Raw genomic sequence first — 21,702 nt, forward strand, 5'->3', positions numbered from 1 at the left:
ATGGCCGTTTCCATCCCTGACCGGCTCCGGGAGCCGTCCTTCCGTTTCGTCCTGGTGAAAGCGAAGGACAAAGGGCCCATTGAAAAGGACTGGCAGAAAGGGGCGAACTACCCATGCGGGGACCCCAAGCTGTCCAAACACCTGGGCAAGGACGGCAACTATGGCATCCTTTGCGGCATCAAAGGGCTGGCGGTCATTGATGCCGACTCCCCCGAAGTAGCAACGGCCGTTGAGGAATCCCTGCCCCTTACCTTTACAGTCCAGACGGGGCGGGGAGGCCGACATTTCTACTATCGCTGTGCAGATCTGCCGGGGCCTCTTCGCCTAGCACGTCCTGGGGATGCCAAAGGCACGATAGGGGACGTTCAGTCGACCGGGAAGCAGGTCATTGGCCCTGGCAGCGTCCATCCGAATGGGAACGCCTACACGGTCCTGAAGGACCTGCCCATTGCATCGGTAAAGGCCGAACAGATCCGGACGGCTCTTAGCGACTTCCTGCCCCCACCAGAGACAGACACCCCCGAGGATGTTAGAAGGGAGCTGCCGAACAGGTCCAGGGATGTTGACCTGGACTCCCTCAAGGTCCAGGACGTAATCCCCATGGATGGCCTCAAGGGGCAGGGCGGGAAGTTCCGAGGCTCCTGCCCCTGGCATGGCAGCAATACAGGTCACAACTTCGAGGTTGACGTTTCCAAGAACGCCTGGTACTGCTTCCGGCATGGGACGGGCGGGGGACCCCTTCATGCTATCGCCGTCCAGGAGAAGGTCCTGGATTGCGCGGATTGCATTCCTGGGGCCTTGAAGGCCGAGAAGTTCAAGAGGGTCCTGGAGATCGCCCAGGATAAGCATGGATTGAAGCCTTCCCCGCGTCAGGTGGTGGGGGCCTCGGCAGGGATGGGGGCTGGAAAACCGTCACCCCCTAGCAGGAGCAATGACAAGACCCAGGCCGAGGTTGTCATTGAAGCGGCCATAAGGAACGGGATAGAGCCGTTCATGGACCAGCATGAGGAAGCTTACGCGGCCATCGAGGTCAAAGGGCATCGGGAGATCGTGCGAATCAGATCTTCGAGGTTTTCCCTTTGGCTCCAGCATCTGCACTACCTGGAAACCGAGAAATCACTTAACAAGGACGCTCTAGGGCAGGCTGTCGCCACGTTCGAGGCCAAGGCCCTCTTTGAGGGTGCGAAGAGGCCCCTTTCCCTTAGGCGGGCATGGCGTGAAGGCGATTTGTATTATGACCTATGCGACGAGGCTTGGAGAGCCGTCAGGATAAGCCCGTCCATCAAGCCGTATGGGTGGGAGATCGTAGGCCGGCCGCCCATCCTCTTCAAGCGCGAAAGGCACATGAAGGCCCAGGTTGAGCCCGTCCCCGGTGGGTCATGGGATGAGCTATGGACCAAGGTTCTGAACTTCCTGCCAGAGCAATGGGTATTGTGCAAGCCCCATGTGTTACAGCTCTTCATTCCCGGCCATCCGATCGCGTTCCTGAACCCGAACAACCGGAAGGGTGCTGCCAAGACCAGTACGGCCAAGGTAATCAGGGAGCTGGTAGACCCGAGCTCCAGCCCTCTCCAGGAGCTGAACAATCCCCGCACCAACCTGAATGATCTGTTCGAACAGAATTTCCTTCCAATCTTCGATAACGTGGACGGAGATATCAAGGACTTCATTTTCAACAAGCTGTGCAGGGTGAACACCGGGGAAGCTTCCCAGGAAAGGGAGCTCTACAAGAACAAAGAGCAGGTCCTTTACGAGTATCAAAGGACCGCCATAATCACCAGTATCGCGCCGGTCGGTCCAGACCATCCGGATTTTGTTCAAAGGACCGTCTACGTTGGGCTTCGCTTCATCCCCGAGGAAGAAAGGAAGGATGAAGAACAGTTGAAGGCCGATTTTACCGCCATGCGGGGACAGGTCCTAGGGTTCATCTTTTCAACGCTGTCTAAGGCCCTTGGACTAAAGAACGAGGTCCATCTGGACAGACGGCCGCGCATGGCCGACTATGCGATCTGGGGAGAGGCCCTATCCCGGGCCTTGGGGGAGGATGCTGGAAAGTTCATCGCCGCATATCAGGGAAGCATCAAGTCGGGGGTGGAAGAGGCCCTTAACGCTGACCCTCTGGCCCTGGCAATAATGCAGATGTTTGCCGAGCCTGAGAGGTTGCATTATATCGGTCCAGCCGACGATCTTTACAGGAAGCTGTCCGATGTTGCGAAGGAAAAAAGCATCGACATTTCCGGCAAGAGGTGGCCCGGTGCTGCCAATGCTCTTTCAAGGCGTATGCGGGAGATCGTGGACGATCTTAAGGACCAGGGCATCTACTACGCGAGGAAGGATAACAGCGAATTGAGCGGTGCAGCCCAGAGGGATGGGAAAACAACAGACCTCGCCTCGAACCGGAAGATTATGCTCCTTATAAAGAAGGGGTCCCCTCACTTCTCGGAGATACCGAGATCGGAGGGTTATTCTAACGATATTTCAAGCGGCGATGAAAAATATCGTGATAAAAGCCAGCAAACGAAAATCGGCGAAAATCACGATATTACGATATTTTCGACCCCCCTAGACTGCCTGCCCTCACAAGATGAGAAGGTAGCCGGACTTAGGAAGCTCGTTGAGTCCGGAAGGCTCCGCATGAACGACCTTGAACGCATTGCTCCGGAACAGAAAGCTACGATCGACAGGTTGCGGAAGGACGGGCAGATCGGAACAGACCCTAACGGCACTCTCTATTGGATCCATAAGTGAGGTCTTTCTTGCCCCCCTCTTCCCCCGAGATTAATACGTCCGAGCTCCCTATCCCTAACGGGCGCGACAATGCTCGAAAGGCAAGGAAGCGCCTCATTAAGGCAAGAATGGGGGTGGAGGGGTTGAAGCTCGGACGCTTCCCCTTCCAAGCAGCAACGGAGGTCTACCTCGAAAGGAGGAGGGGGACCATCGTAAAGGCTACCTACAACGAGGAGGAAAGGAAGTTGAGGTATCTGGGAGGGGTGTTCAATAAGCTCAAGGGCAAGGGGCTTATCAGCACTACCGACCCCAGGAGCATGGGGAGAAAGGAAATTCAGGAGTTCTTGGACTGGATGCAAGACCCGGCAGAGCATAAGGGAAAGCCTCTGGACCCTGACACCCAGGAAAAGTACCTGGTTCACCTGAACAACCTTCTAAAACACTTCAAGAACCGGATTATCGAGGAAATGAAGGATGATGGAGTCAAGTTCCCCAAGGCATGTAAGAAGCCCATCAGGACAATTAAGCTGGACGATCTCCGGACCATCTTTGACACTACTGACAAGATGAAGGGATGGCATGGAGTGGTCGCCAGGGGCCTGGTAGCCCTTTACATGGCTACGGGAGTAAGACCCAAGGAGCTCCGCCTTGCCCTGCTAGAAGATCTTGACCTCAAGGGGATGACGTTCTATGTTCGCCACCCCAAGGGGGAAGGGTCCTGGGGGAGCTCTGCCACCGTTAGCATAATCCGGCCGGACCTGGTTCCGAACATTCAACGCTTTTTGAAGGAAAGGGAAGAGTACCTTAGAAAGACCCCAAAGGCCAACGCCAGGGCCCTCTTCCCGCCGATCGGTTACGGGGCAAGGGAGTTCTACGCTCACAACACCTTCCTACGAATCAAGGGAGAGGTGGAAGAGATCTCTGGAGTAGACTTCCGTTTGAAGGACTTCCGTCCTACTCTGACCTCGCTGACCGTCAACGGAGATCTCAGCCTGCTCCCCGCCATGTCTGCCCAATTGAGGCATTCGGACCTTAAGACAACTCAGGACCACTACGCCCGGATAGAAGAGGGCGTAGCGGGCCGGAAGCTTGCCGAAGCCTGGAAGAACGTACCAATATTCCAAAAGGATGTTGAAGAGATCGCTCAGAAATCGGCAACATCCTCCAAGGATGCTGGCCCAATAAGTTCCAAAAAGGGGTTTATTGAATTCGACAAATATATGTCTGGCTATGCTTAGAGAGTGGACAGGGGGGGATTTTTACCTCTGAAACTGACTGGCTAGACCCCGATTTGTACCATTCTCAGGACAAACGCCAAAAAACCCGACCTGCTCAAGGGTATTCTGATTTCGTGCGTTGAAAGGACGCGCTCAAACCCTTTCCCGTCCTTTTTCTTACTCTCTCTTTCTTTTAATTTTAAAAGATACCGTTCCTCCTGTTCCACTGTTCCAAAGTAACATCTGGCTCTTGGAACAGGAGAAGGAACAGGAGAATTTTTCCTGTTCCACAGAGAATAAGAAAAAATGGTTGCCTCCGGGTTCCTAAGTCGTTTGAAAAAAGGTTCCTGGTCACGCAGTAAGTGGTTTCCCATGTCACGCGGTAAAGGGTTCCTGGGTTGATGTTCGGTTAAAGCGTTTGGGTTTGCCTCCTGGGTTTAGCTCCGTCCCTTGCGAGACCTGACTTTAGGTTATGCCTTGGTCGCTTCCGCGATATCCACCTGGGCCTTCCGCTTGGGCGTTTCCCTCCTCTCGGCCGGGGCTCTATCGACGTTCATCACCATGGGGTTTCGAAGCCCCTTAATGAAATTATCGAAGAGCTGCTCGGCTCCGTCCTGGAGAGAGTCCCAGACGTAGTTCTCCACTGTCTCATCGCATTCTATGGTCAGCCTGACCAGGGGCCCGATGCTCTTGCCGTTCTCTTTGCATATCCCCTCGATGGTCCATGTTCGACCGTCCATGTTCAGGCCCCCGCTTCTTCATTCGGAAGGACGGCCGTCTGAGTAGAGAACAGAATTACCGTACCATTAGAGATCGCTTCTTCCAGCTTCTTATCCAGGGAGCACTGCATCCCCCACACTTCTTTCCTGATGATCTCCCTGGTGTTCTCGTCCAGGCCGCGCCGGGTGAATAGGTCGATGGAATACAGGTCCTTCGGCCCAAGTTTGCCCTCGTTCACATTGCCAGCTCCTTCGTTTCCTTGTTCCTTGTCGTTCATGCTTTCGCATCCTAGTTCCGTATCAGGAACTAAAGGATAATGTGGATACATATATAAAAATGAATTGCGTATGGGATAGCACGGAGGCAAACCGTGAAAACTATAGGAACCAGCAAGATCAGCTCGAAGCTTAGAGTCTGCATGCCCAAGGACGTGGCCGACGCCCTACAGGTAGAGGATGGTGACTTTATCCTCTACCAGCTCAACGAGAAGACCAACGAGGTAGTCATCAAGAAGGCATGATGGACATGACCCAGGACCGCCAGCTCCGCGCCGCGCTGTATGCGCGCGTGTCCACCGACGATCAGGGACAGGACCCCGAAACGCAGCTATTCAGGCTTCGCCAGGTGTGCAAGCATCGTGAGTATGAGATCGTGGGCGAGTACGTGGAGTACGCCAGCGGCAAGGACCCGGACCGGAAGGTGTTAAAGGTCCTTCTCAAGGACGCAAAGCAAGGGAAGCTGGACCTCATTCTCGTCACCAGGCTGGACCGCATGATGAGATCCCAGAAGCACTTCTTCGAGGTCCTGGAGCAGCTTCACGGCTGGAACGTCAGGTTCGAGTGCTCGGAGCAGGACTTCAACACCAAGGGAGCGTTCGGCAAATTCACCATGTCCCTCCTATCCGACCTGGCAGAGCTGGAGAGGAACCTTACTCTCGAACGCTCGGCCGAGGGCACCGTGAGGGCCAAGGCGCAGGGGAAGCTATGCCACCGTCCCAAGGGAGCGAAGGACAGGAAGCCGAGAAAACCGCGCTCCGATAGAGGAATTAAAAGGGGGTCCCGGAGCGGAGACACTTTAATAAACGAGCCAGCAGGAAAAACGGAGGGCGTCACCTACTACTAATTAAAACGAGGTGGTTTTGTCATACGCCCCCTCCCTAAACTCGATTCTTGAGGGAGAGGTAATAATGAACATGACGATACCTGGCTATGTCATCCTTGGGCAACATCATCGGAACCATCATCATCAGGCTCTCCCCGAACCCAGACAAGCACATTCTGAATAGAATTAGAGAGCTAGATTGCGATATGGATCAGTTAATGCCCTCGATCCTCTATTATGAAACATTGGCTAATGATTTTCAAATAACATCTGCGCAACGAAAAGCAGATTCATTAAGGGAAATCGTGAAACGCAAAGAGGATGAGAAAAACCGGCTTATAGATGCATTAAAAGTGAGAGAGCTGGCCAAAGAGGGTCATCCAGCAGAGCAGGAGTGAGGCACCATGCCATTTTCGCCAAGGACGTGACCATCGCCTGTACTCCCACTACCTGAGCTAATCCGTCTGGTGAATTACTACGATGAGGTCACCACCACGTTCTCCTCGCTCACCGCCACGCTCCCGATCTGTGAAGGCGAGGTCCTTCTCAGGTACTCGACAAGGGCATCATGGAGAATGTCGCGCTGCGGCCTGCCCTCCCGCACCGCCGCCAGCCGGAGCGCGGCCTTCTCCTTCGAGCTCAAGACCGTCTTGACGGTCCAATCCTCCTTCCCGTCCCACTTGTGAGCTGCCATCGAGGTGAGAACACGCTGCCGACGTTAAAGCGTTGGCGCGACAGTGTGCCGCGACGATGAAGACCGCCCCTCGCGACGGCATGACGCGAGGAGATCGAGCGAAAAACATGCTTGAAACCCCCCCCATTTTCATTGAGATTTCACCCCGTCCCCGTTCGGAATATCGAGTTCGAGCCAGATGAAAAGACGATTACGAGAAAACCGGGTCGAAGCAACGCGAGAAAGAAAGAGTCGAAAGAGAGATCGGAAGATTACGGGTGCAGGGTGCGGCGAGGTCCCCGTTCGTTCGTTTTCTTGTCGTTCTTCACCGGGACCCCCTCGGCCTTGATGTTGATCTAGGCCCGAACTCACCCAAGGAACAATAGCGTCCTGTGATGCGTCGATAGGTTGAACATAGTACAGAACCATCCTCCCCCGATGAACGGCGATAACTGCGTGATCTGCAACGCCCAGCTCTCCTATTGGCGTCGGGACGATACCACCCATGACCGAAACACATGCTCCCCCAAGTGCCAGAAGGAGCTGGAGACCCGCGCCGCCACTCCCGGCATCTGTGTTCTGTGCGGCGGTCCGGTCACGGAGACCAGGGGCAAAGTGTTCTGTAGCGAGCGGTGCAAGAAGCAAGCTCAGCGCCGGGGGCTGTCTGGCAAAGCCTTCTTTCAAATCAGGAAGAGGACCATACGCGCGGCCAGGAAGGCCGAGGCCGCGAAGCCGGAAACGGCATGAAAAAGGGGCATTTTCCCCCGTCGGGCATGGTGTCCCCAAACGAAACCTCGACCCATAGCCAGCACCCATTTTTTTACTGCGAAAACCGGCCTGGGGGGGCTCAATCGTTTTTTCAAAGATCCCGTAGATCGTGCGGTCTAGCTAGGCCGGAGATCCCCGGCCGCGCGGCAAGAACGTAACGGATTTGTTGTCCGGGTCCCGAGTTCACCGTGAGAGCCAGATGTAGTCATCACATGATTCCTACATACTCGCACGCACGCGCGAAGTCATAGGATCGGACCGTTCCCTGGACGTTCGAGAGTTCGGGTATGACCCTACTACTTCTTTGAAACGGACTTGATGTATTTCCCCGAGCCCCTGGACATCTTCTTGGTTCGACCGTCCTTCCAACCATCATCTCGGCAGCCGTTCTTCCTTCTCTCCTTCCAGCCCATCGTCAGGTCGAACTTCAAGATCGTATCGTCCACACCCCCAACGCTCTCCGATGAAAGTAATTGGGCCATTAATCTTCCTGCTTTGGTAAGCTCCATCGACTCGCCCGACCTTTTCAGCAACCCCTTCTTGAACATCTTCTCCACCTCCGTATTAATAGCGGAGGTGGAGCCCATGCCCCTCAGAACATCGATCCCTTCCAGTAGCCCCGGCCGCGTGTGATCCATGCGCAACCTCGACAGTGGGCCCAGCTCTGTACCTTCCTGCGCATTCACCTTCGGCTTATTCAGCACGTCCTGGCATAGCACGAAGTCCACCAGATCGTTCCTGATCTCCACCGATTCCGCGCGGCCACTCCCATCCCTGAAATCCTCTTTGTAGTTCACTTTATCCTCAATTATCTTGATGATCTTTGCCTCCTGCTCCCTGACATATTCCGGGTCCGTGCAGGAGTTCTCCTCAGGCTTGTCCAGGTACCGTAACATCCTGGACCCATCCTTTCCCAGGTAAACGATGCCCCTTTCGAAACGCGTCTTGGACTCGATCTCCATACCATCCACAAAGCGCCTGATGGTCTGCCTGCTCAGGACGACGACCTTCTCCCCCCGCTTGTCAGCCACGAACCTCATGGCGATCTCCTTGGCCACGTCCTCCCAGGTCTTAACCGGCTTTGGGGAGCGGTCCCACCGGTCCGGTACTCCGTCCGGTCCCATCTTTATCCATTTAATAAGCCCGTCCTTGAGGGCGATGAGGAACAGCGCGGGGACATTGAACTCCCATTCATATCGGACGTTCGTGCTCCCGTCGTAGGACTTTCTCCTTTCAAGAGTGTAAGACCAGCATCCGCGGTAGGGCTCGTCGTCGGTCTGTCCCTTGAGCCAGGCATACGTTTTCTTAAACCTCTTGCCCGTAGTCGGGTCCATTCGCCCAAACATCCTGCTGGAGTAGTCCACGCGACGTTCATCGCGATTCAGGGGGAAGGTAGGCTCTTTTTCATTGAAGCCGCTCACCTTCGGCAATCTTGGATCGTCCAGGAGCTTTTGCAGGTCCCCCGCTATTCTCTGCCGTTCCTTCTCCAGTTTGGGACCGTCGTCCCCGAAGTTCTCGAAGGTGCACCCTTCGATAACCTCCAGCGCCGCCGCCCTCCACATCGCCGCCGGGTCAACGAGCATCCTGGTCCGCTTATCCCTTGGCCTCATTACATGGGCCAGGAGTTCGGGCAGGTGTTTCGTCGGCACGCTCTTGATGATAAATTTGGACAGAAGATCATAACGATGCTCCAGCACGCCTCCCCGGCGGCGGCTCTTTCCGTCAGTAGTGCACCAGTTCTCTTCAAGCATGGCATCCAGTATGGTGGGGTTCAGCTTCTTGTCGTCCCCCGTCGCCATCATGTCGAAGATAAGGTTCCAGTCGCCGATAGTATCCATCAGGCGTTGGGTCGCCCAGTTCCATCTTTGATTCCGGGGCTCCAGCTTCAGCTTCTTCCGGTACTTGCTCCTTGCCTCGTCGTCGGTGGCCTTTCCGATCCGCTCCTTCATCGTGAGGTCAGCTATTATGATCTTCCGTTCCCTGTCGGTCAACAGTCCACGTGATTTCGATAGATCCCCCATCTCTCATCACCCAGATATCCATCTTTGAAAATTCTAAGCCGTCCCGCTTAGCGATATGGCTAAGCACCTATTAAATATCATCTCTCGTTCATTTATATGATGAACCTGAAACCTTATGCTGTCAATCTTGAGCCGAAGGACATCGATGCGCTGAAGCATCTAGCTGAGTTGCAGGACCTCCCGCACACCGTCCTGGCCAGAGTTATTATAAAGCGCGGCATCAGGTCAGAAACGGCAAGGCTTGAGCGAGAAGAGGTCGGGAGGTCCAGGAAGTGAACCGCTCCCTCGCCGCCATGCTCGTCCTGTGCATGCTCCTTGCGTCGTCAACATTGGCGGCGGTTCCATCGGCCTCGGCCTGGGTTCTCGAGGAACCTCCGCCCTCCATTGATTATCCTGGCAAGTACAAGATGCTGTGCCCGTTCGACTTCACCGACGCCACCGAATACGGCGTCGGCCAGGAATACGATCCGCACCAGCTCATGAGCCGGGAGTACGTCACCGGCATCCAGATGCAGGGCGAGGCCGCCCTGCGCGTGTCCGTTGACTTTGGCGGTACTAACAAGAGCGCGGTTTATCGGTGGAGTGTCGATCCCTCTCTCAGCCCATACGCCATCGACCGCGTGATGCTGGCGTATGCCGGGGAGCCCTCCCTCCCCTTCTTAGGTGAATCCACTAGCCACTTCTTCCTGAGCATGGTGGTCCGGGACAAAGACCACCAGATCATCAGGAACATCACGCAGATGCTGGCCATCGATCACCATTGGCATTATCTCGAATTTCTTAACCTGGCCCGTCTGGGCGGGAGCCATTACTCCCTGGAGCTGTGGTACATCGGCGGCGAGGAACTGGGGGGAGGCAGGATTTACCTCGACGACCTAAGGGCTGTCGCACCCCCGTGCGATGTTAAGTTCAGCTTCTTCAACCAGTACACCGGCATCGGCCTGACCGGGGAGACCCTGATACCAGAGGTCTTCCACAACGGGAAGTGGGAGCGGGTCTGGAACAATGAGATCACCATCGCCGCCGGGGAGGTCATCGACTACCGCGTCAAGGACTACTTCGGCCAGATCATATCCTGGGTTCAGGGCGTCAAGCTCGACTCGACGGTCAAATACATTGACATCCAGGTCCCGCTGGTCAAGGTGCAGATAGCGAAACCGGCGAACTACACCATGGACTACCCGCCGGAGTGGCAGGTCATGGCGTTGGCGACGGGGAAGGCCATTCAGGTCCAGGGGTGGGAGCTGGAACTTCTGGCCGGACAGTACAGGTTCGGATGGGGCGATATGGCCACGACGGCCGACCAGGACGAGATCATTCGTAACGGTACCGTTGAGATCAACGTCTACGGCAGCGACTCGCTCGCCAGCTCCAACGCCGTTATCGACCTCAGCCATTCCATGACAACGATCTCTCGCACCGCAGACAACGACACTTCGTTCCAGTTGCGTACCGAGGTTTCCCCGCTCGACGAATTCATCGGTACCATGGCGGGCGCGGCCGAGAAGATCCAGGGCTCGCAGGCATTCAGGGTCCTGTTGGCCCTGGCCATGGTGGGCTCTGTTCTGGGATATTTGCGCATGGTCAGCCGGGGCGTGGCGAAGAAAGCCGACGACTTCCTGAACAAGGAAGAAGAGGCACAAAAGGGTCGGAGGCGCTGATGTCGTCCGACCCCTTTCGCGATGACACCGCTAGGGACGTACCCGGCGGATTTGTTCGGGAGCTGCTGGCTGGGGTTTCCAGCTTGTCCTCACCTGTGGCCAGCAGCCCCCATCTTCAAGCTGACGCCCTCGGTCTCGCCATGCCTGGGGTCCCTGATGAGCCCGCCCGTTCCTCTCCGTTCCTTCGGGCGCGGCTCAGACTTTTTCCAGCATACCGAGGGTCGCGGCGTGAACGCACCCGAAAAATCCTCGGCGCACGTGCCCCCGCGAACGCAGGGCACCGTTGCGGGAGTGGAGCAGGAGATGGACCAATGGCCGCGGCAAAGTGGCAGGAAAGGCCGCTTCCGCGCGTCGGGAGGTGAGCGATTGGAAAATAGGCAACAGATCATAGAATGAACAGAGCTTGAATCGAGAACACCTGAAGAAAAAATTGCCAGGCGGGACACGTGCTTGGTAGGCGTCGGCGTCCCGCCCAGGGCTCAAACTAAGAGGTTGAGCGTATGGAAGATAACCAATCGCAGATTAAGTATTGCGCCGAGAACCCCGAGCTGGGACCGATCGGCACGTTCGCTATCGTAATAAGGATGCCCTTGGGCTCCATGTCCGAGCTGGCCCGCATGGCCGCTCAGTTCCCTGGAGCTAGGATTATTTATCAGCGCACATCGGCCGGTCGGCTGACCATTGTCGATGGGGAGCGGTGATGGCCATGGGCAGATACTACATTGCCGTCAGCCACGCCCGCAAGGAGTACGTGGACCCGACCGAGATCGAGTCGGGAGCGAAGAAAGGGGAGATCCTAGATCCAAGCGGGGGGGTGACGCTGGCCCATGTAGCGGCCTTCTTGATATTCGACCGGTGGAAGAAAGGAGAGGTCGAGTTCGTGCCAGACGACGATCCCCTCTATCAACGAATCATCCAGGAGTACACGGACATCGGTGCGGAAATGGCCAAGGCATGGAATGCTTACTGGTCAAGGTGTCCAGATTACCATGGATTCCCCATCAGGTTCGATGACGGCCGGGAAAACTTCTATACCGTCATCGAGGGGGGCTGGTGAGCGACATGTCCGGTTTTAAGTACACCGAGTGCCGTGAGTGCGGGACCGACATCCACGACCGATGCAGCGACATCGTGGACGAAGGATTCTGTAGCCTGGCCTGCCAAACGCTATTCAAGAGACATGAGGCTGAGCGCAGAGAGCGGCTATCAACCGCCCAGGTCTGGGAGGTGCGTCCATGATTCACGACCGCGACCGCGTGGTTTGCGAGTGCGGCCAGGAGTTCAACGGCTGGTGGTCTTTCGCCCACCATGCCAGGGAATGTGTTCCTCGGAAGAAGGTCAAGGCCCTGAAAGAGCGCGTAGCCGAGAGGCACCCTGAACAATATGCTAGGTTCCAAGAGAAGCACAGTGAAATGCTCAGGAACCGCAAGAGCCAGAAGGAGCATCCGGCAGCATCGGACAAAGGGAGGCGGTGAGCATGTACGAGGAATCGTCGGTGGCCCTCTGCCTGTGGTGCGGCTGCCGCATCAGCGAGGACGACTATAGCGACTGGGCGCTGGACGGATACTGTAGTCGTCGCTGCCGGGACCGATGCCAGGACCGTCAACGGCTGCGGAAGAGGGACACCGACCGCAGGAGGAGAGAACCATGACCGCGCGGTTCAGGCGTTCGCTCTGCCTCCTGGTGGAGCGGATGGCCTTCTTTGCCGTGGTCCACCGCATGGGGCCGCTCAGGGAGCCTATCCAGCGCCCCTATCGGCAAATGCTCGATGATGGGAGATTCCTGGAGGGAGGTGGGGAGATCGCCGGGGAGGGATACGGCAGACTGTTCCAGAACGCGGTCGTGAATGGCCGCTGGACCAGCCAAGGAGAGCTGGACCCACGCGCCGATGAACAGAGGGGTGAGGCTTGAGCGCATCATCCGAACCCATTTTCCTCATCTATGTCCGAGATAAGGAAGCCAACGAGGAGGGGAAGAGATACGGCTGCCGGAGACTCCAGAGCGGAGTGGAGCCGTTCGATAGAAGTATCGGGGAATGGGAGCACCTGTTCTCAGTCGGGGAATGTCTCACGGTCGCCCCAAGGATACGCGAGGCATTGGCCGCGTACAAGGCCAAAGAGAACGCACCGGGAGGGCAGGAACCCGCCTCTGCGCCCGATAAGGACCCGGAGGACGTTGAGGAAGAGGACGACGAAGGAAAGCCCAAGAAAAAGAAGTCTCCGAAGGAATCTGCCATCCTTCTAGGACTCGCCTCGGAGATCGGTGATATCTACGCTTTCAGGGACCAGAGGGGCGATCCATACGTTCGTGTCACAATGAACGGGACGCCATTCATCGTCCGGTTGTCCAAGAAAGACCCTGGCGAGTTCGGGGACATTCTAACGAAAATGTCCCTGGATTATGGCGATTACATCCCCAAAGAGAGTGCCATAAAAGAAGTTGTCAGGGCCCTTCGAGCGGAGGCTTTGCATGGCGAGAACGTACACCCGCTGTTCAACAGGGTCGCTGAGTACGATGGCTCGTTCATGTACTACTTGAGCGACCAGGGAAGGCGAGTGATTGCTATCAACCCCAATATCCCGAACGGCTGGCATATCTTGGGGGACGCGCCCATCCTATTCAAGCACTATCCTCATATGCTGCCCCAGGACGAGCCCAAGGTTTCAGACGGCACATATCTGGACAAGTTCGTTGACAGCCTCAACTTGTCGAAGGACGGCAAGCTGATGTATAAGATAAATCTCGCGACCGACCTGATACCTGAGATCGCCCACGCTGGAATGTCATTCGATGGACCGAATGGTTCCACAAAGTCCACTCTGATCTGGGCAGAGAAGATGTTGATCGACCCGAGTTCAATCGACCTTATGCCGCCATTCAAAGACAGAAAGGAACTGCACCGCGCGATGGACCGGCATTACATCATGCCTATCGACAACGTGAGCCACATAACGCTAGACATGTCCGATGATCTGGCAAGAGGCATCACCGGCATAACGATACCAACCAGGGGGCTCTACACCGACGATGATGATTTTATCAGGAAATTCAAGTGCATCGTTAGGTTGAATGGTATCAGCCAGGAGGTAAAGCAGTCTGACCTTCTGAGCCGTCTGCTGCTCGAAAGCGTCCCCGAATTGGACAAGAGTAAGATGAGAAACGAGTCAGATGTAAAGGCCGAGATTTTGGCATGGAGGCCCTACATCCTGGGGGAGCTGCTGACCGTTGTCTCCAAGGCCATGACGATAAAGCCGACGCTTAAGGTCACGGCCAAGCCAAGGATGTCTGACTGGTACACCTGGGCGATGGCGGCATCAGTCGCGATGGGGATAAAGCAAGAGGATTTTGTCAAGCTCTATGGCGGGTACGAAGAGAAACAGCACAGCGAAGCCGTAAACCAGAGCATGATCGCGCCGCTCATCAAGGAAGCGTCCAGGGAGACTTTGAGCATGGATTGTTGCACGGGCTTCTATGGGACGAACGAAGAACTCCTTAAATGGTTGGTCAACAGGGCCAAGGACCTCAGTCTCAAAACAAAGACCGTCGAATGGCCCGAAGATCCTTCCACGCTTGGTAAGATGCTCAAACGTCTGAGGAAGGACCTTAGAACGCAAGATGTTGAGGTCGTGCTTGAATACCGGCACGAGCAGTTGACGAGGATCTCTTGCTTCGAGAATGACCCCAGGATAAAATCACGGCATTACGGCAGGAAGGACCGCATAAAGGTCATTCTGTCCACGGCCGACTATAAGGAGTTCTTCGGTGGAACAGGAGCGGGGACGGTGGAACACGTTAACCGCCTTGACTCGTTCCAAGAGCCAGATACCTCATTGGAACAGCAGGAACAGGAGAACAGCAATTCCGCGTAAAATAATAATTTTCGGGGGATGGGCTTGTTTAATACGTTCCTGCTCGATATCTATCGTCAAGAGGGCATACAATGGTAAGGCCGATGTATGCTCTTGAGCAGGAGCTAAACGCCTTTCTCACGGAGAAGAGGGAAGATGAGGAGCGAAGCGAATTGACGGTCCACCAATATGATTGGTCACTTCATCGCCTCTTCCAAGCCCTCAACGATTTTAAGCGTCCGGTGAACCCCCGCAAGGTCAGGAAAGAAGATGTCGAATGGCTGCGGGATGAATTTATCGTCGGAACGCCTCGATACAAGGAGAACGAGATCGGGAGGTTGCTCATATTTCTCCGGTGGGCGAACCATCCCGAGGCCAAGAAGTGGAAGATCCCATGCGGCGACACATCGCCGACTAGGGTGCGCTGGCTGGAGGATTGGGAAGCTAAGAAGGTGAGGGAAGAGGCGCGGGGGATGGAACGCTTTATCGTTCACTTCGAGCTAGACCTGGGGATGAGGCGTATCGAGCTGATACGCCTTACTACCGCGTCCTTCCAGTCAGGCAGGAACCAGCAGAGAAAAGTCCTCATCCACGGCAAGGGACGCAACGGCGGGAAGTACCGCCAAATAAGCTGGCATCCGGAAACGCCAAACATACTGGCAGAGCTGAGAGACTACAGGAACCGCGAGATGGCCAAGGCCAGGGCCAAGAACCCTAAGGTGAAAGTTCCCGACAATCTGCTTATCTACGAGCGCGGGGGGAAGTTGTACCCCTACACTAAGTCAGGGATTGACAAGCTGCTCTACGGGCTCGGGGAGCGCATCGTCGTCGGAGATAAGGGCGAAACGCTCTACTTCACGAACCACGACCTGAGAAGGACCTGCGGCCGCATGATGTACCGCTCCGGGGTGAGGATAGAGAAGATCGCCAAGATCTTCGGACACGCCGACACCAGGACCACGATACGCTATCTCGGCCTGGACTTCGAGGACATGGACGAAGCGATGCAGCAATATAGCCAGTACCAAAACGCCTTAGTTGTACCAAAAATGGTACAAACTGAGGAAAGCCAGATAATTGGTGGACAGGGGGGGATTTGAACCCCCGGCCTCTACCATGCCAAGGTAGCGATCTTCCAACTGATCTACCTGCCCGGTGTGAAACTGGCAAAGAAATCAACCTAATTAAATGTTCCTATGCCCGGCCAGAGTCCCCATGTCCATTCCAAACACCGGGAACATTATTAGCCCCGCCGAGGCATCTCCGGGGCATGGAGCTATGGGAGAATCTTCCCCGGCTGGCGCGCCGGCTGGGAGGGGATATCTACGGCGTGGCGGACCTCAGCTCAGCCACAGAGGAGATACGCAGGCAGGGCGGCGACGAGGTGGCCGGCTATCCGAAGGCCATCTCGGTCGGGGTGGTCCTGCTGGACCCTCTGGTGGACCTGCTGCCGCGGCGGGACGAAAGGGCGGTGGCGGTGCGGTACCACACCCATGCCTACAGGACGGTGAACCTGCGTCTCGACGCCATCGCTTCCCGCCTTGGCTCGGAGCTTCAAAAGCAGGGGTACAGAGCGTTCCCCATCCCCGCGTCGGAGCGGGCGGACGATGAGCGCGCGTGCGCCATCTTCTCCCATAAGTTGGCCGCTCACCTCGCCGGGCTGGGGTGGATCGGCAAGAGCTGCCTGCTCATAACTCCGGGGCATGGCCCCCGGGTGCGGTGGGCTACGGTGCTCACGGACGCCCCCCTTCCTGCGGGAGAGCCGATGGAGCAGCGCTGCGGCTCCTGCCATGAGTGCGTGGACGCCTGCCCGCCGGGCGTGATCGCCGGACGAAGCTTCGTCGAGAGCGAGCCGCGGGAGGCGAGGTACGACGCGCCGGGCTGCCAGCGATACATAGGAAGCATGGAGCAGGGCGGCAGGCCCGGGGTGTGCGGGATGTGCCTGTACGTATGCCCTCACGGGCGGAAGAAGGAGTGAGGCTCAGACCTCAAGGCGCTGCTGAAAGCGCATCTTCTCGCCGGGGATGTTGGTCGGGTATTCCCCGGTCAAGCAGGCCAGGCACAGGTCCTGCTCCGGCACATCCAAGGCATCCTGCAGCCCCTTCACCGAAGTATATCCCACGCTGTCGGCGGTGAGGTACTCGGCGATCTGCTCGATGGTGCGCCCGGTGGCGGCGAACTGCTCGCGGGTGCGCATGTCGATGCCGTAGTAGCACGGAGCGCGTATGGGGGGGCAGCCGATGCGGACATGGACCTCCTTCGCTCCGGCGTGGCGGAGCATCTGCACGATCTTCCTGAGAGTGGTGCCGCGCACCAGGGAATCGTCCACCACCACGACCTTCTTGCCGAGGACAGTGGACCTGATGGGGTTGAGCTTCAGCCCCACCCCTTCCTCCCTCTGGTTCTGCTCGGGCATGATAAAAGTGCGCTCGACGTAGCGGTTCTTCATGAACCCCTCGTCGTACGGTATCCCCGAGGCGATGGCATAGCCAAGAGCGTGAGAGCGTCCTGAATCGGGGACCGGTATCACCACGTCCGCGTCGGCGGGCTGCTCCCTCGCCAGGATAGTGCCCAGCTTCTTGCGGACGTCGTACACCTCCCTCCCGTCGATGATGGAGTCAGGCCTGGCGAAGTACACCCACTCGAACATGCAGTGGGCGCTGCGGGGGGGATTGGACATCTTGGTGGTGGTGAACCCATCCTTGGTGATCTCGACCACCTCCCCGGGCTGGATGTCCCGGATGAACTCGCCCTGCAGGATGTCGAAGACCGCGGACTCGGAAGCGAGGCAGTAGCCGTTCCTCAGCTTGCCCACGCACAGGGGGCGGAAGCCCAAGGGGTCCCTGCACCCGTACACCTTCCCGCCGATCATGATGACCAGGGAGAACGCCCCGTCCAGGTGGCGCATGGTGTTGCGGATCGCCTTGACCGGGTCCTGCCCGGACTTCAGCTCGTTGGCGAGGATGCGGACGATTATCTCCGAATCGGTGGTGGTAAGGAAAGCCCAGCCGTCGGCCTGCAGCTTGGCGCGCATCTTGTCGGAGTTGACGATGTCGCCGTTGTGGCCCAGCGCTACCTCCCCGGCGGCCGAGGTGACCACGATGGGCTGGCAGTTCTGCGCGCAGGACGAGCCGGTGGTGGAGTACCGCACGTGCCCGATGCCGTTGTTGCCCTGCAGGTTCTCATATTCCTTGCCGGCCAGGACCTCATGGACGAGACCCATGCCGCGAAGGTAGCTGGTCCTGTTGTTGTCGAAAACAGCGATGCCCGCGGCCTCCTGGCCACGGTGTTGGATAACACGTAAAGCGCGTTTAAGGTCTGGGACGGCGTTGTTGGTCAACGCCATGGCGACAACCCCGCAATAATGCCCGGGATGGTCGTCCATCATCTCGACCATATTAGTGCTGCTTTGCCCAGGAATAGGACCTCATCCTCGCGGTCTTACCGTACCCGCAAGAGGCGCAGGCGCCCTTGGCGACGTTGTAAGCGCTCCTCCCGCAGCGGCGGCAGGGGACGTGTGCTTTGCCGTTAGATCTCTTACCCATTGATGGAGTGCCTTTTCCCATGTCCACATCTCCTTACGGTGAAATGTAAATGACGTTGTCCCCGCGCACGATGGTTACATCGAGCTTTCTCACCACTTCGTTGTTGATCAGCTCCTCGGCGTTCTTGAGCACCAAGTTCATGTGGGGATCGTACCCGTCAAGGGTGCCCCGGTACTCGCGGTTCGCCTTCAGCTCGACGATCACGGGACGGTTGATCGCCTGGTTCAGGACGGTGAGAGGTTTCTGCATTACAGCCACCAATCTGCCCCATAATCCCAGGAGTATAAGAAGATTGCTAGATGGATGGCTTGCTGACCGTCACAGGAAGGCGCCGATGGTGGGGGCGTCCAGACGGTCCATGTCGTAGGCGATTATGCCCTCGATCATGCCCTGCCGGTCCAGCTTCCCGCCGCGTACGTGCGCGATGAGCGAGGCGCGCCACAGCAGGTCCAGGGCGGCAGTGGCCATCGTCCCGTTGTAGGTGTTGGCCACGAAGTCCTCGTAGCCGTAGTCGTCCACGAGGTAGTACGCGTAGCCTAGCGCGCTGTCCCGGGCGTTCAGCGTCCGCATGTAGGAAGTGAACACGTCGAGCCCCTGGCCTTCCGGAGCGAGAAGCTTCACCTGGGCCGGGTCGATGGTGCGCACCGGCGTCAGCCCCCCGTCATCGTTCATGACCGACCACTCCACGCCGCCGTCCTGGGCCAGGAAGATGTTCCACCGGCCCACCGGGTCGCAGTACACCGGGGCGGAGTACACGTCCTCGGCTGAAAGCGATTCGAGCCCGGTCTCCATGGCCGACCCCTCCAGCTCGCGGCGGGGGTACTCCGGACCCGCGTCCCCTGGGATCTCCATCTCTTCCTCCTCGGCGGAGAGGTCCAGCACCCTGGCGAGGTACTGCACGTCGGCGAACCTGGGGATCTGGGGGGCGAGGTCCCTCCTCAGCGCCTCCGCCGGGCGGTAGATGCCCGCCTCCTTGCAGTTGGCCTCGAACTCGCGATACACCGCCCTCGATTCCTGAAGAGTGCGCCGGAGCGCCTCAGCGTTCTCGGCGACCAGCTGCCCGCCCGCCACCAGGGCGTCCTCGCCCTGGTCCGTCCACACCCCGCGGCAGGAAAGGTCCAGTTCGACCTGGACGCGGGTCCCCAGGTACATGTGGAACGGGAACTGGCGGCAGTAGTGCGGCCGGTCCTTGTAGATGGAGCAGCGGCGGTTCTGGAGCAGAAAGTCGCAGGGCCCCTCTCCCTTCTTGAGAGCGAGGGCCACGTGCCGGTGCGGCCGGTCCTTCATCACGATGCGGTTGGGGTAGCTGCGCTTGAAGAGGTCGACCTCGTGGGGCAGGAGTTCGGCCTGGCACAGGCAGCATAGTCCGCACTTCTCGTCACAGGTGAACCTGCGCTTCTCCAGCTCGGACATGTCCACGTCAAGGTCATTTGCCGGCAACGACGTCCCTTCCCTCCCTCTCCCCGGCTATGTCGCCGTCCTCCACCACCGCTCTGCCCCTTACATAGGTGGCGCGGGGGAAAATGGCATCATAGCCCTCGAAGAGGGTCCAGCCGCACTTGCTGTGGAGGTTATTAACCTTTATGCCCGCCACGGCCCGGGGGTCCACCACGATGAGGTCGGCGTCCTTCCCTTCCTCGATGGCCCCCTTGTTCAGACCGAATATCTCGGCCGGCCGCTCGGCCATCGCCCTGACCAGCACCTCCAGGGGCAGGCTCCCCTTCTTCACCATGGCCAGGAGCATCGGCACGGTGGTCTCGACGCCGGGCATCCCGGACGGCGCGGTATCGAACTCCCGCTCCTTGTCCTCGATGGTGTGCGGCGCGTGATCGGAGCCTATCATGTCGAACTTCCCGCCGATGAAGGCCTGCAGCAGCGCGAGCCGGTCGTCCCTGGTCCTCAGGGGAGGGTTGACCTTGGCGTACGCCCCTCTGCCGCTGGAGCGGTCCAGGAGCAGGTGGTGCGCGGTGATCTCTTTCGTGAACGGCTTGCCTTCCAGCGCGGCCAGGCCCTCGGCCGAGGACACGTGGCACACGTTGACGCGGCAGTCCAGCCTGGCCAGGCGCTCGATCGCGGCGACCTCGGCCCTGGCCGGACGGTTGCGCAGATGGTCCTCGAGGCTCCCCTCCTCACTTTTCTGGATAAGGCCCTCGTCCTCGGCGTGCACGCTCAGCACCTTGCCGGTCGCTTTGACCTGCCGGGCGATCCTGGCGATCTCGCCGTCGTCGGTGACGAGCAGCTTCCCGGTGGAAGAGCCCATGAACAGCTTGAACCCGACCGCATGGGGGGCCATGTCCTCGATGCGGGAGCCGGGGACGCAGCCGGCGAAGAGGCCATAGTCGACCCAGGCTTTGCGGGCGATGATTTCCTTCTTCTCCAGCAGGTCGCTCCTCTTCACCGCGGGAGGCAGGGTGTTGGGCATGTCCAGGACGCAGCCGACCCCGCCGAACGCCGCGGCCAGGGTCCCGGTGGAGAAGTCCTCCTTCTGGGTCATCCCTGGGTCCCTGAAGTGCACGTGGGGATCGATGGACGCCGGGAGGATGAGCATGTCGCTATAGTCCCTGCGCTCGTCGCCGCGCAGGTGCTTGGCCACCTGGACCATCTTCCCGTCCTCGATGCCGATGCACCAGTTGGACAGCTTTCCCTTGACGAACGCGCGGCCCTCCAGCACCAGGTCCATGTTTCAGCTCAGCTCCTTCCTGACCACTTTGCCCCGGGGCGAGCTCTCGGCGAATATCTCCGCCTGGAACTTGTAGAGCCTGGTCCTCTTGTCCAGCCACATGTTGGGGGCCATCCCCGCCTTGATGCACACCTGGTCCAAGAACATTTGCGCTTCCCAGCCCCATTCCACCGGCACCTGCGGAAGCAGCAGCCCGCGGTACGGCCCCATCTCCGCGATGAGGCCGTCCTTGCCCACATCGATCATCTCGGGAAGCTTCTTCCGATCGACCGCCTTGATCTCCTGCGGGGGAGTGAGGACGGACACCTCGACCACTATGGAATCGAGTTCGTCCTCCTGGAGGTCGTCGAAGCGGGGGTCGTGGCAGGCATGCGCGGCGGCCTGCAGGATGGCGCTCGCCAGCGAGAACGTCGGTTCGGGGAAGCCGATGCAGCCCCTCAACAAGTGGTCGGGGTAGCTGTTCAGCGTTACGAACGCTCCGCGCTTCTCCCGGAAGCTCTCGGGGGCGTCCACATTGCCCTTGGTGGCGCCCCGGGCCTCCGCATCCACCGCCTGGCGCGCGATATGCACTGCGACCTCGCCCTCGCTGTCCTTCATGATGAGACCTCGAACTTGACTATCGCCCTAAGAGCATTTATGGGTTTGTGGTACCCCGCCCCATTGCCGATGGGGCCCGATATCGCCCCCGGCCACGTCCAGGAAGCACCACGAATAACCTTTTCTACCGCTAGCGGCCAATAC

The 21,702-nt window shown here is 58.1% G+C and carries 26 protein-coding genes and 1 tRNA gene; 16 read left to right on the forward strand and 11 right to left on the reverse strand.

The genetic code is table 11. From position 1 onward, the window contains the following. A complete protein-coding gene (locus tag WYS_RS08175; protein WP_019177682.1) occupies window positions 1-2,748 on the forward strand; it encodes a bifunctional DNA primase/polymerase in 2,748 nt (915 codons plus the stop codon). Window positions 2,749-2,870: 122 nt separating this feature from the next. Further along, window positions 2,871-3,965, forward strand: coding sequence for a tyrosine-type recombinase/integrase (locus tag WYS_RS08180; protein WP_147654370.1), 1,095 nt, complete (start codon window positions 2,871-2,873; stop codon window positions 3,963-3,965). A 449-nt stretch (window positions 3,966-4,414) separates the two neighbouring features. On the opposite strand, the gene WYS_RS08185 is transcribed toward WYS_RS08180, so the two are convergent. Next, window positions 4,415-4,684: a hypothetical protein gene (locus tag WYS_RS08185; protein WP_019177684.1), complete on the reverse strand. Its 270-nt coding sequence runs from the start codon at window positions 4,682-4,684 to the stop codon at window positions 4,415-4,417. A gap of 2 nt (window positions 4,685-4,686) precedes the next feature. After that, window positions 4,687-4,941 carry a hypothetical protein gene (locus tag WYS_RS08190; protein WP_019177685.1) on the reverse strand — a complete coding sequence of 85 codons (255 nt, stop codon included), beginning with the start codon at window positions 4,939-4,941 and terminating at the stop codon, window positions 4,687-4,689. Between the two features lie 93 nt (window positions 4,942-5,034). Between WYS_RS08190 and WYS_RS16065 the strand changes: the two genes are divergently transcribed. From WYS_RS16065 to WYS_RS08205, 3 genes are all read left to right on the forward strand, one after another. Next, window positions 5,035-5,184 (forward strand): AbrB/MazE/SpoVT family DNA-binding domain-containing protein, encoded by a 150-nt coding sequence (locus WYS_RS16065; RefSeq protein ID WP_147654371.1) that lies wholly within the window; start codon window positions 5,035-5,037, stop codon window positions 5,182-5,184. After that, the gene (locus WYS_RS14775; RefSeq protein WP_019177687.1) at window positions 5,181-5,786 is read left to right on the forward strand and encodes a recombinase family protein; all 606 of its coding nucleotides are present in this window, start codon (window positions 5,181-5,183) and stop codon (window positions 5,784-5,786) included. The genes WYS_RS16065 and WYS_RS14775 overlap by 4 nt, the downstream gene beginning before the upstream one ends. Window positions 5,787-5,881: 95 nt before the next feature. Beyond that, the gene (locus WYS_RS08205; protein ID WP_147654372.1) at window positions 5,882-6,163 is read left to right on the forward strand and encodes a hypothetical protein; all 282 of its coding nucleotides are present in this window, start codon (window positions 5,882-5,884) and stop codon (window positions 6,161-6,163) included. A gap of 77 nt (window positions 6,164-6,240) precedes the next feature. Here WYS_RS08205 and WYS_RS08210 read toward each other — a convergent pair whose 3' ends face one another. Then, a complete protein-coding gene (locus WYS_RS08210) occupies window positions 6,241-6,459 on the reverse strand; it encodes a hypothetical protein (protein WP_019177689.1) in 219 nt (72 codons plus the stop codon). Window positions 6,460-6,846: 387 nt separating this feature from the next. On the opposite strand from WYS_RS08210, the gene WYS_RS08215 reads away from it, so the two are divergent. Beyond that, window positions 6,847-7,185: a hypothetical protein gene (locus tag WYS_RS08215; RefSeq protein ID WP_147654373.1), complete on the forward strand. Its 339-nt coding sequence runs from the start codon at window positions 6,847-6,849 to the stop codon at window positions 7,183-7,185. Between the two features lie 317 nt (window positions 7,186-7,502). Here WYS_RS08215 and WYS_RS08220 read toward each other — a convergent pair whose 3' ends face one another. Continuing rightward, entirely contained in the window at window positions 7,503-9,197 is a 1,695-nt protein-coding gene (locus WYS_RS08220; protein ID WP_147654374.1) for a hypothetical protein, read from the reverse strand. Window positions 9,198-9,326: 129 nt separating this feature from the next. On the opposite strand from WYS_RS08220, the gene WYS_RS08225 reads away from it, so the two are divergent. The 9 genes from WYS_RS08225 (at window position 9,327) to WYS_RS15665 (ending at window position 15,836) form a co-directional block, all read left to right on the forward strand. Next, on the forward strand, window positions 9,327-9,503 hold the full coding sequence (locus tag WYS_RS08225) for a hypothetical protein (RefSeq protein WP_155897740.1): 177 nt from the start codon (window positions 9,327-9,329) through the stop codon (window positions 9,501-9,503). Further along, window positions 9,500-10,888, forward strand: coding sequence for a hypothetical protein (locus tag WYS_RS08230; protein WP_026068952.1), 1,389 nt, complete (start codon window positions 9,500-9,502; stop codon window positions 10,886-10,888). The genes WYS_RS08225 and WYS_RS08230 overlap by 4 nt, the downstream gene beginning before the upstream one ends. 500 nt (window positions 10,889-11,388) lie before the next feature. Then, a complete protein-coding gene (locus tag WYS_RS08235; RefSeq protein WP_019177694.1) occupies window positions 11,389-11,589 on the forward strand; it encodes a hypothetical protein in 201 nt (66 codons plus the stop codon). Beyond that, entirely contained in the window at window positions 11,589-11,945 is a 357-nt protein-coding gene (locus WYS_RS08240) for a hypothetical protein (RefSeq protein WP_019177695.1), read from the forward strand. Before WYS_RS08235 ends, WYS_RS08240 begins: the two co-directional genes overlap by 1 nt. 178 nt (window positions 11,946-12,123) lie before the next feature. Then, entirely contained in the window at window positions 12,124-12,363 is a 240-nt protein-coding gene (locus WYS_RS08250; RefSeq protein ID WP_019177697.1) for a hypothetical protein, read from the forward strand. A 2-nt stretch (window positions 12,364-12,365) separates the two neighbouring features. Next, window positions 12,366-12,539 (forward strand): hypothetical protein, encoded by a 174-nt coding sequence (locus WYS_RS16070; RefSeq protein WP_155897741.1) that lies wholly within the window; start codon window positions 12,366-12,368, stop codon window positions 12,537-12,539. Next, complete coding sequence (locus tag WYS_RS08255) at window positions 12,536-12,799, forward strand: hypothetical protein (RefSeq protein WP_026068953.1); 264 nt, start codon at window positions 12,536-12,538, stop codon at window positions 12,797-12,799. Before WYS_RS16070 ends, WYS_RS08255 begins: the two co-directional genes overlap by 4 nt. Continuing rightward, a complete protein-coding gene (locus tag WYS_RS08260; RefSeq protein ID WP_019177699.1) occupies window positions 12,796-14,757 on the forward strand; it encodes a hypothetical protein in 1,962 nt (653 codons plus the stop codon). Before WYS_RS08255 ends, WYS_RS08260 begins: the two co-directional genes overlap by 4 nt. A gap of 71 nt (window positions 14,758-14,828) precedes the next feature. Further along, a complete protein-coding gene (locus WYS_RS15665) occupies window positions 14,829-15,836 on the forward strand; it encodes a tyrosine-type recombinase/integrase (RefSeq protein ID WP_081579903.1) in 1,008 nt (335 codons plus the stop codon). Here WYS_RS15665 and WYS_RS08270 read toward each other — a convergent pair. After that, window positions 15,815-15,890 (reverse strand) — tRNA-Ala (locus WYS_RS08270). The two genes, WYS_RS15665 and WYS_RS08270, sit on opposite strands and share 22 nt — an antisense overlap. 116 nt (window positions 15,891-16,006) lie before the next feature. Here WYS_RS08270 and WYS_RS08275 point away from each other — a divergent pair. Beyond that, window positions 16,007-16,714 carry a 4Fe-4S double cluster binding domain-containing protein gene (locus WYS_RS08275; protein WP_019177700.1) on the forward strand — a complete coding sequence of 236 codons (708 nt, stop codon included), beginning with the start codon at window positions 16,007-16,009 and terminating at the stop codon, window positions 16,712-16,714. Between the two features lie 3 nt (window positions 16,715-16,717). Here WYS_RS08275 and purF read toward each other — a convergent pair whose 3' ends face one another. The 6 genes from purF to WYS_RS08300 all read right to left on the reverse strand — a co-directional run bounded on the left by purF (window position 16,718) and on the right by WYS_RS08300 (window position 21,558). Beyond that, window positions 16,718-18,133 (reverse strand): amidophosphoribosyltransferase, encoded by a 1,416-nt coding sequence (gene purF, locus WYS_RS08280; RefSeq protein WP_019177701.1) that lies wholly within the window; start codon window positions 18,131-18,133, stop codon window positions 16,718-16,720. Window position 18,134: 1 nt separating this feature from the next. After that, window positions 18,135-18,302: a 50S ribosomal protein L37e gene (locus tag WYS_RS15670; protein WP_081579904.1), complete on the reverse strand. Its 168-nt coding sequence runs from the start codon at window positions 18,300-18,302 to the stop codon at window positions 18,135-18,137. A gap of 12 nt (window positions 18,303-18,314) precedes the next feature. Continuing rightward, window positions 18,315-18,530, reverse strand: a complete 216-nt coding sequence (locus WYS_RS08285; protein ID WP_019177702.1) for an LSM domain-containing protein — start codon at window positions 18,528-18,530, stop codon at window positions 18,315-18,317. 69 nt (window positions 18,531-18,599) lie between these two features. Continuing rightward, window positions 18,600-19,721 carry a YkgJ family cysteine cluster protein gene (locus WYS_RS08290; protein WP_019177703.1) on the reverse strand — a complete coding sequence of 374 codons (1,122 nt, stop codon included), beginning with the start codon at window positions 19,719-19,721 and terminating at the stop codon, window positions 18,600-18,602. After that, window positions 19,708-20,961, reverse strand: a complete 1,254-nt coding sequence (locus tag WYS_RS08295) for a dihydroorotase (RefSeq protein WP_019177704.1) — start codon at window positions 20,959-20,961, stop codon at window positions 19,708-19,710. The genes WYS_RS08290 and WYS_RS08295 overlap by 14 nt, the downstream gene beginning before the upstream one ends. Before the next feature lie 3 nt (window positions 20,962-20,964). Then, complete coding sequence (locus WYS_RS08300) at window positions 20,965-21,558, reverse strand: TIGR00296 family protein (protein WP_019177705.1); 594 nt, start codon at window positions 21,556-21,558, stop codon at window positions 20,965-20,967. Window positions 21,559-21,702 lie beyond the last annotated feature (144 nt).

Origin of the sequence: Methanomassiliicoccus luminyensis B10 (assembly GCF_000308215.1) — an archaeon.
Lineage (GTDB): Archaea > Thermoplasmatota > Thermoplasmata > Methanomassiliicoccales > Methanomassiliicoccaceae > Methanomassiliicoccus > Methanomassiliicoccus luminyensis.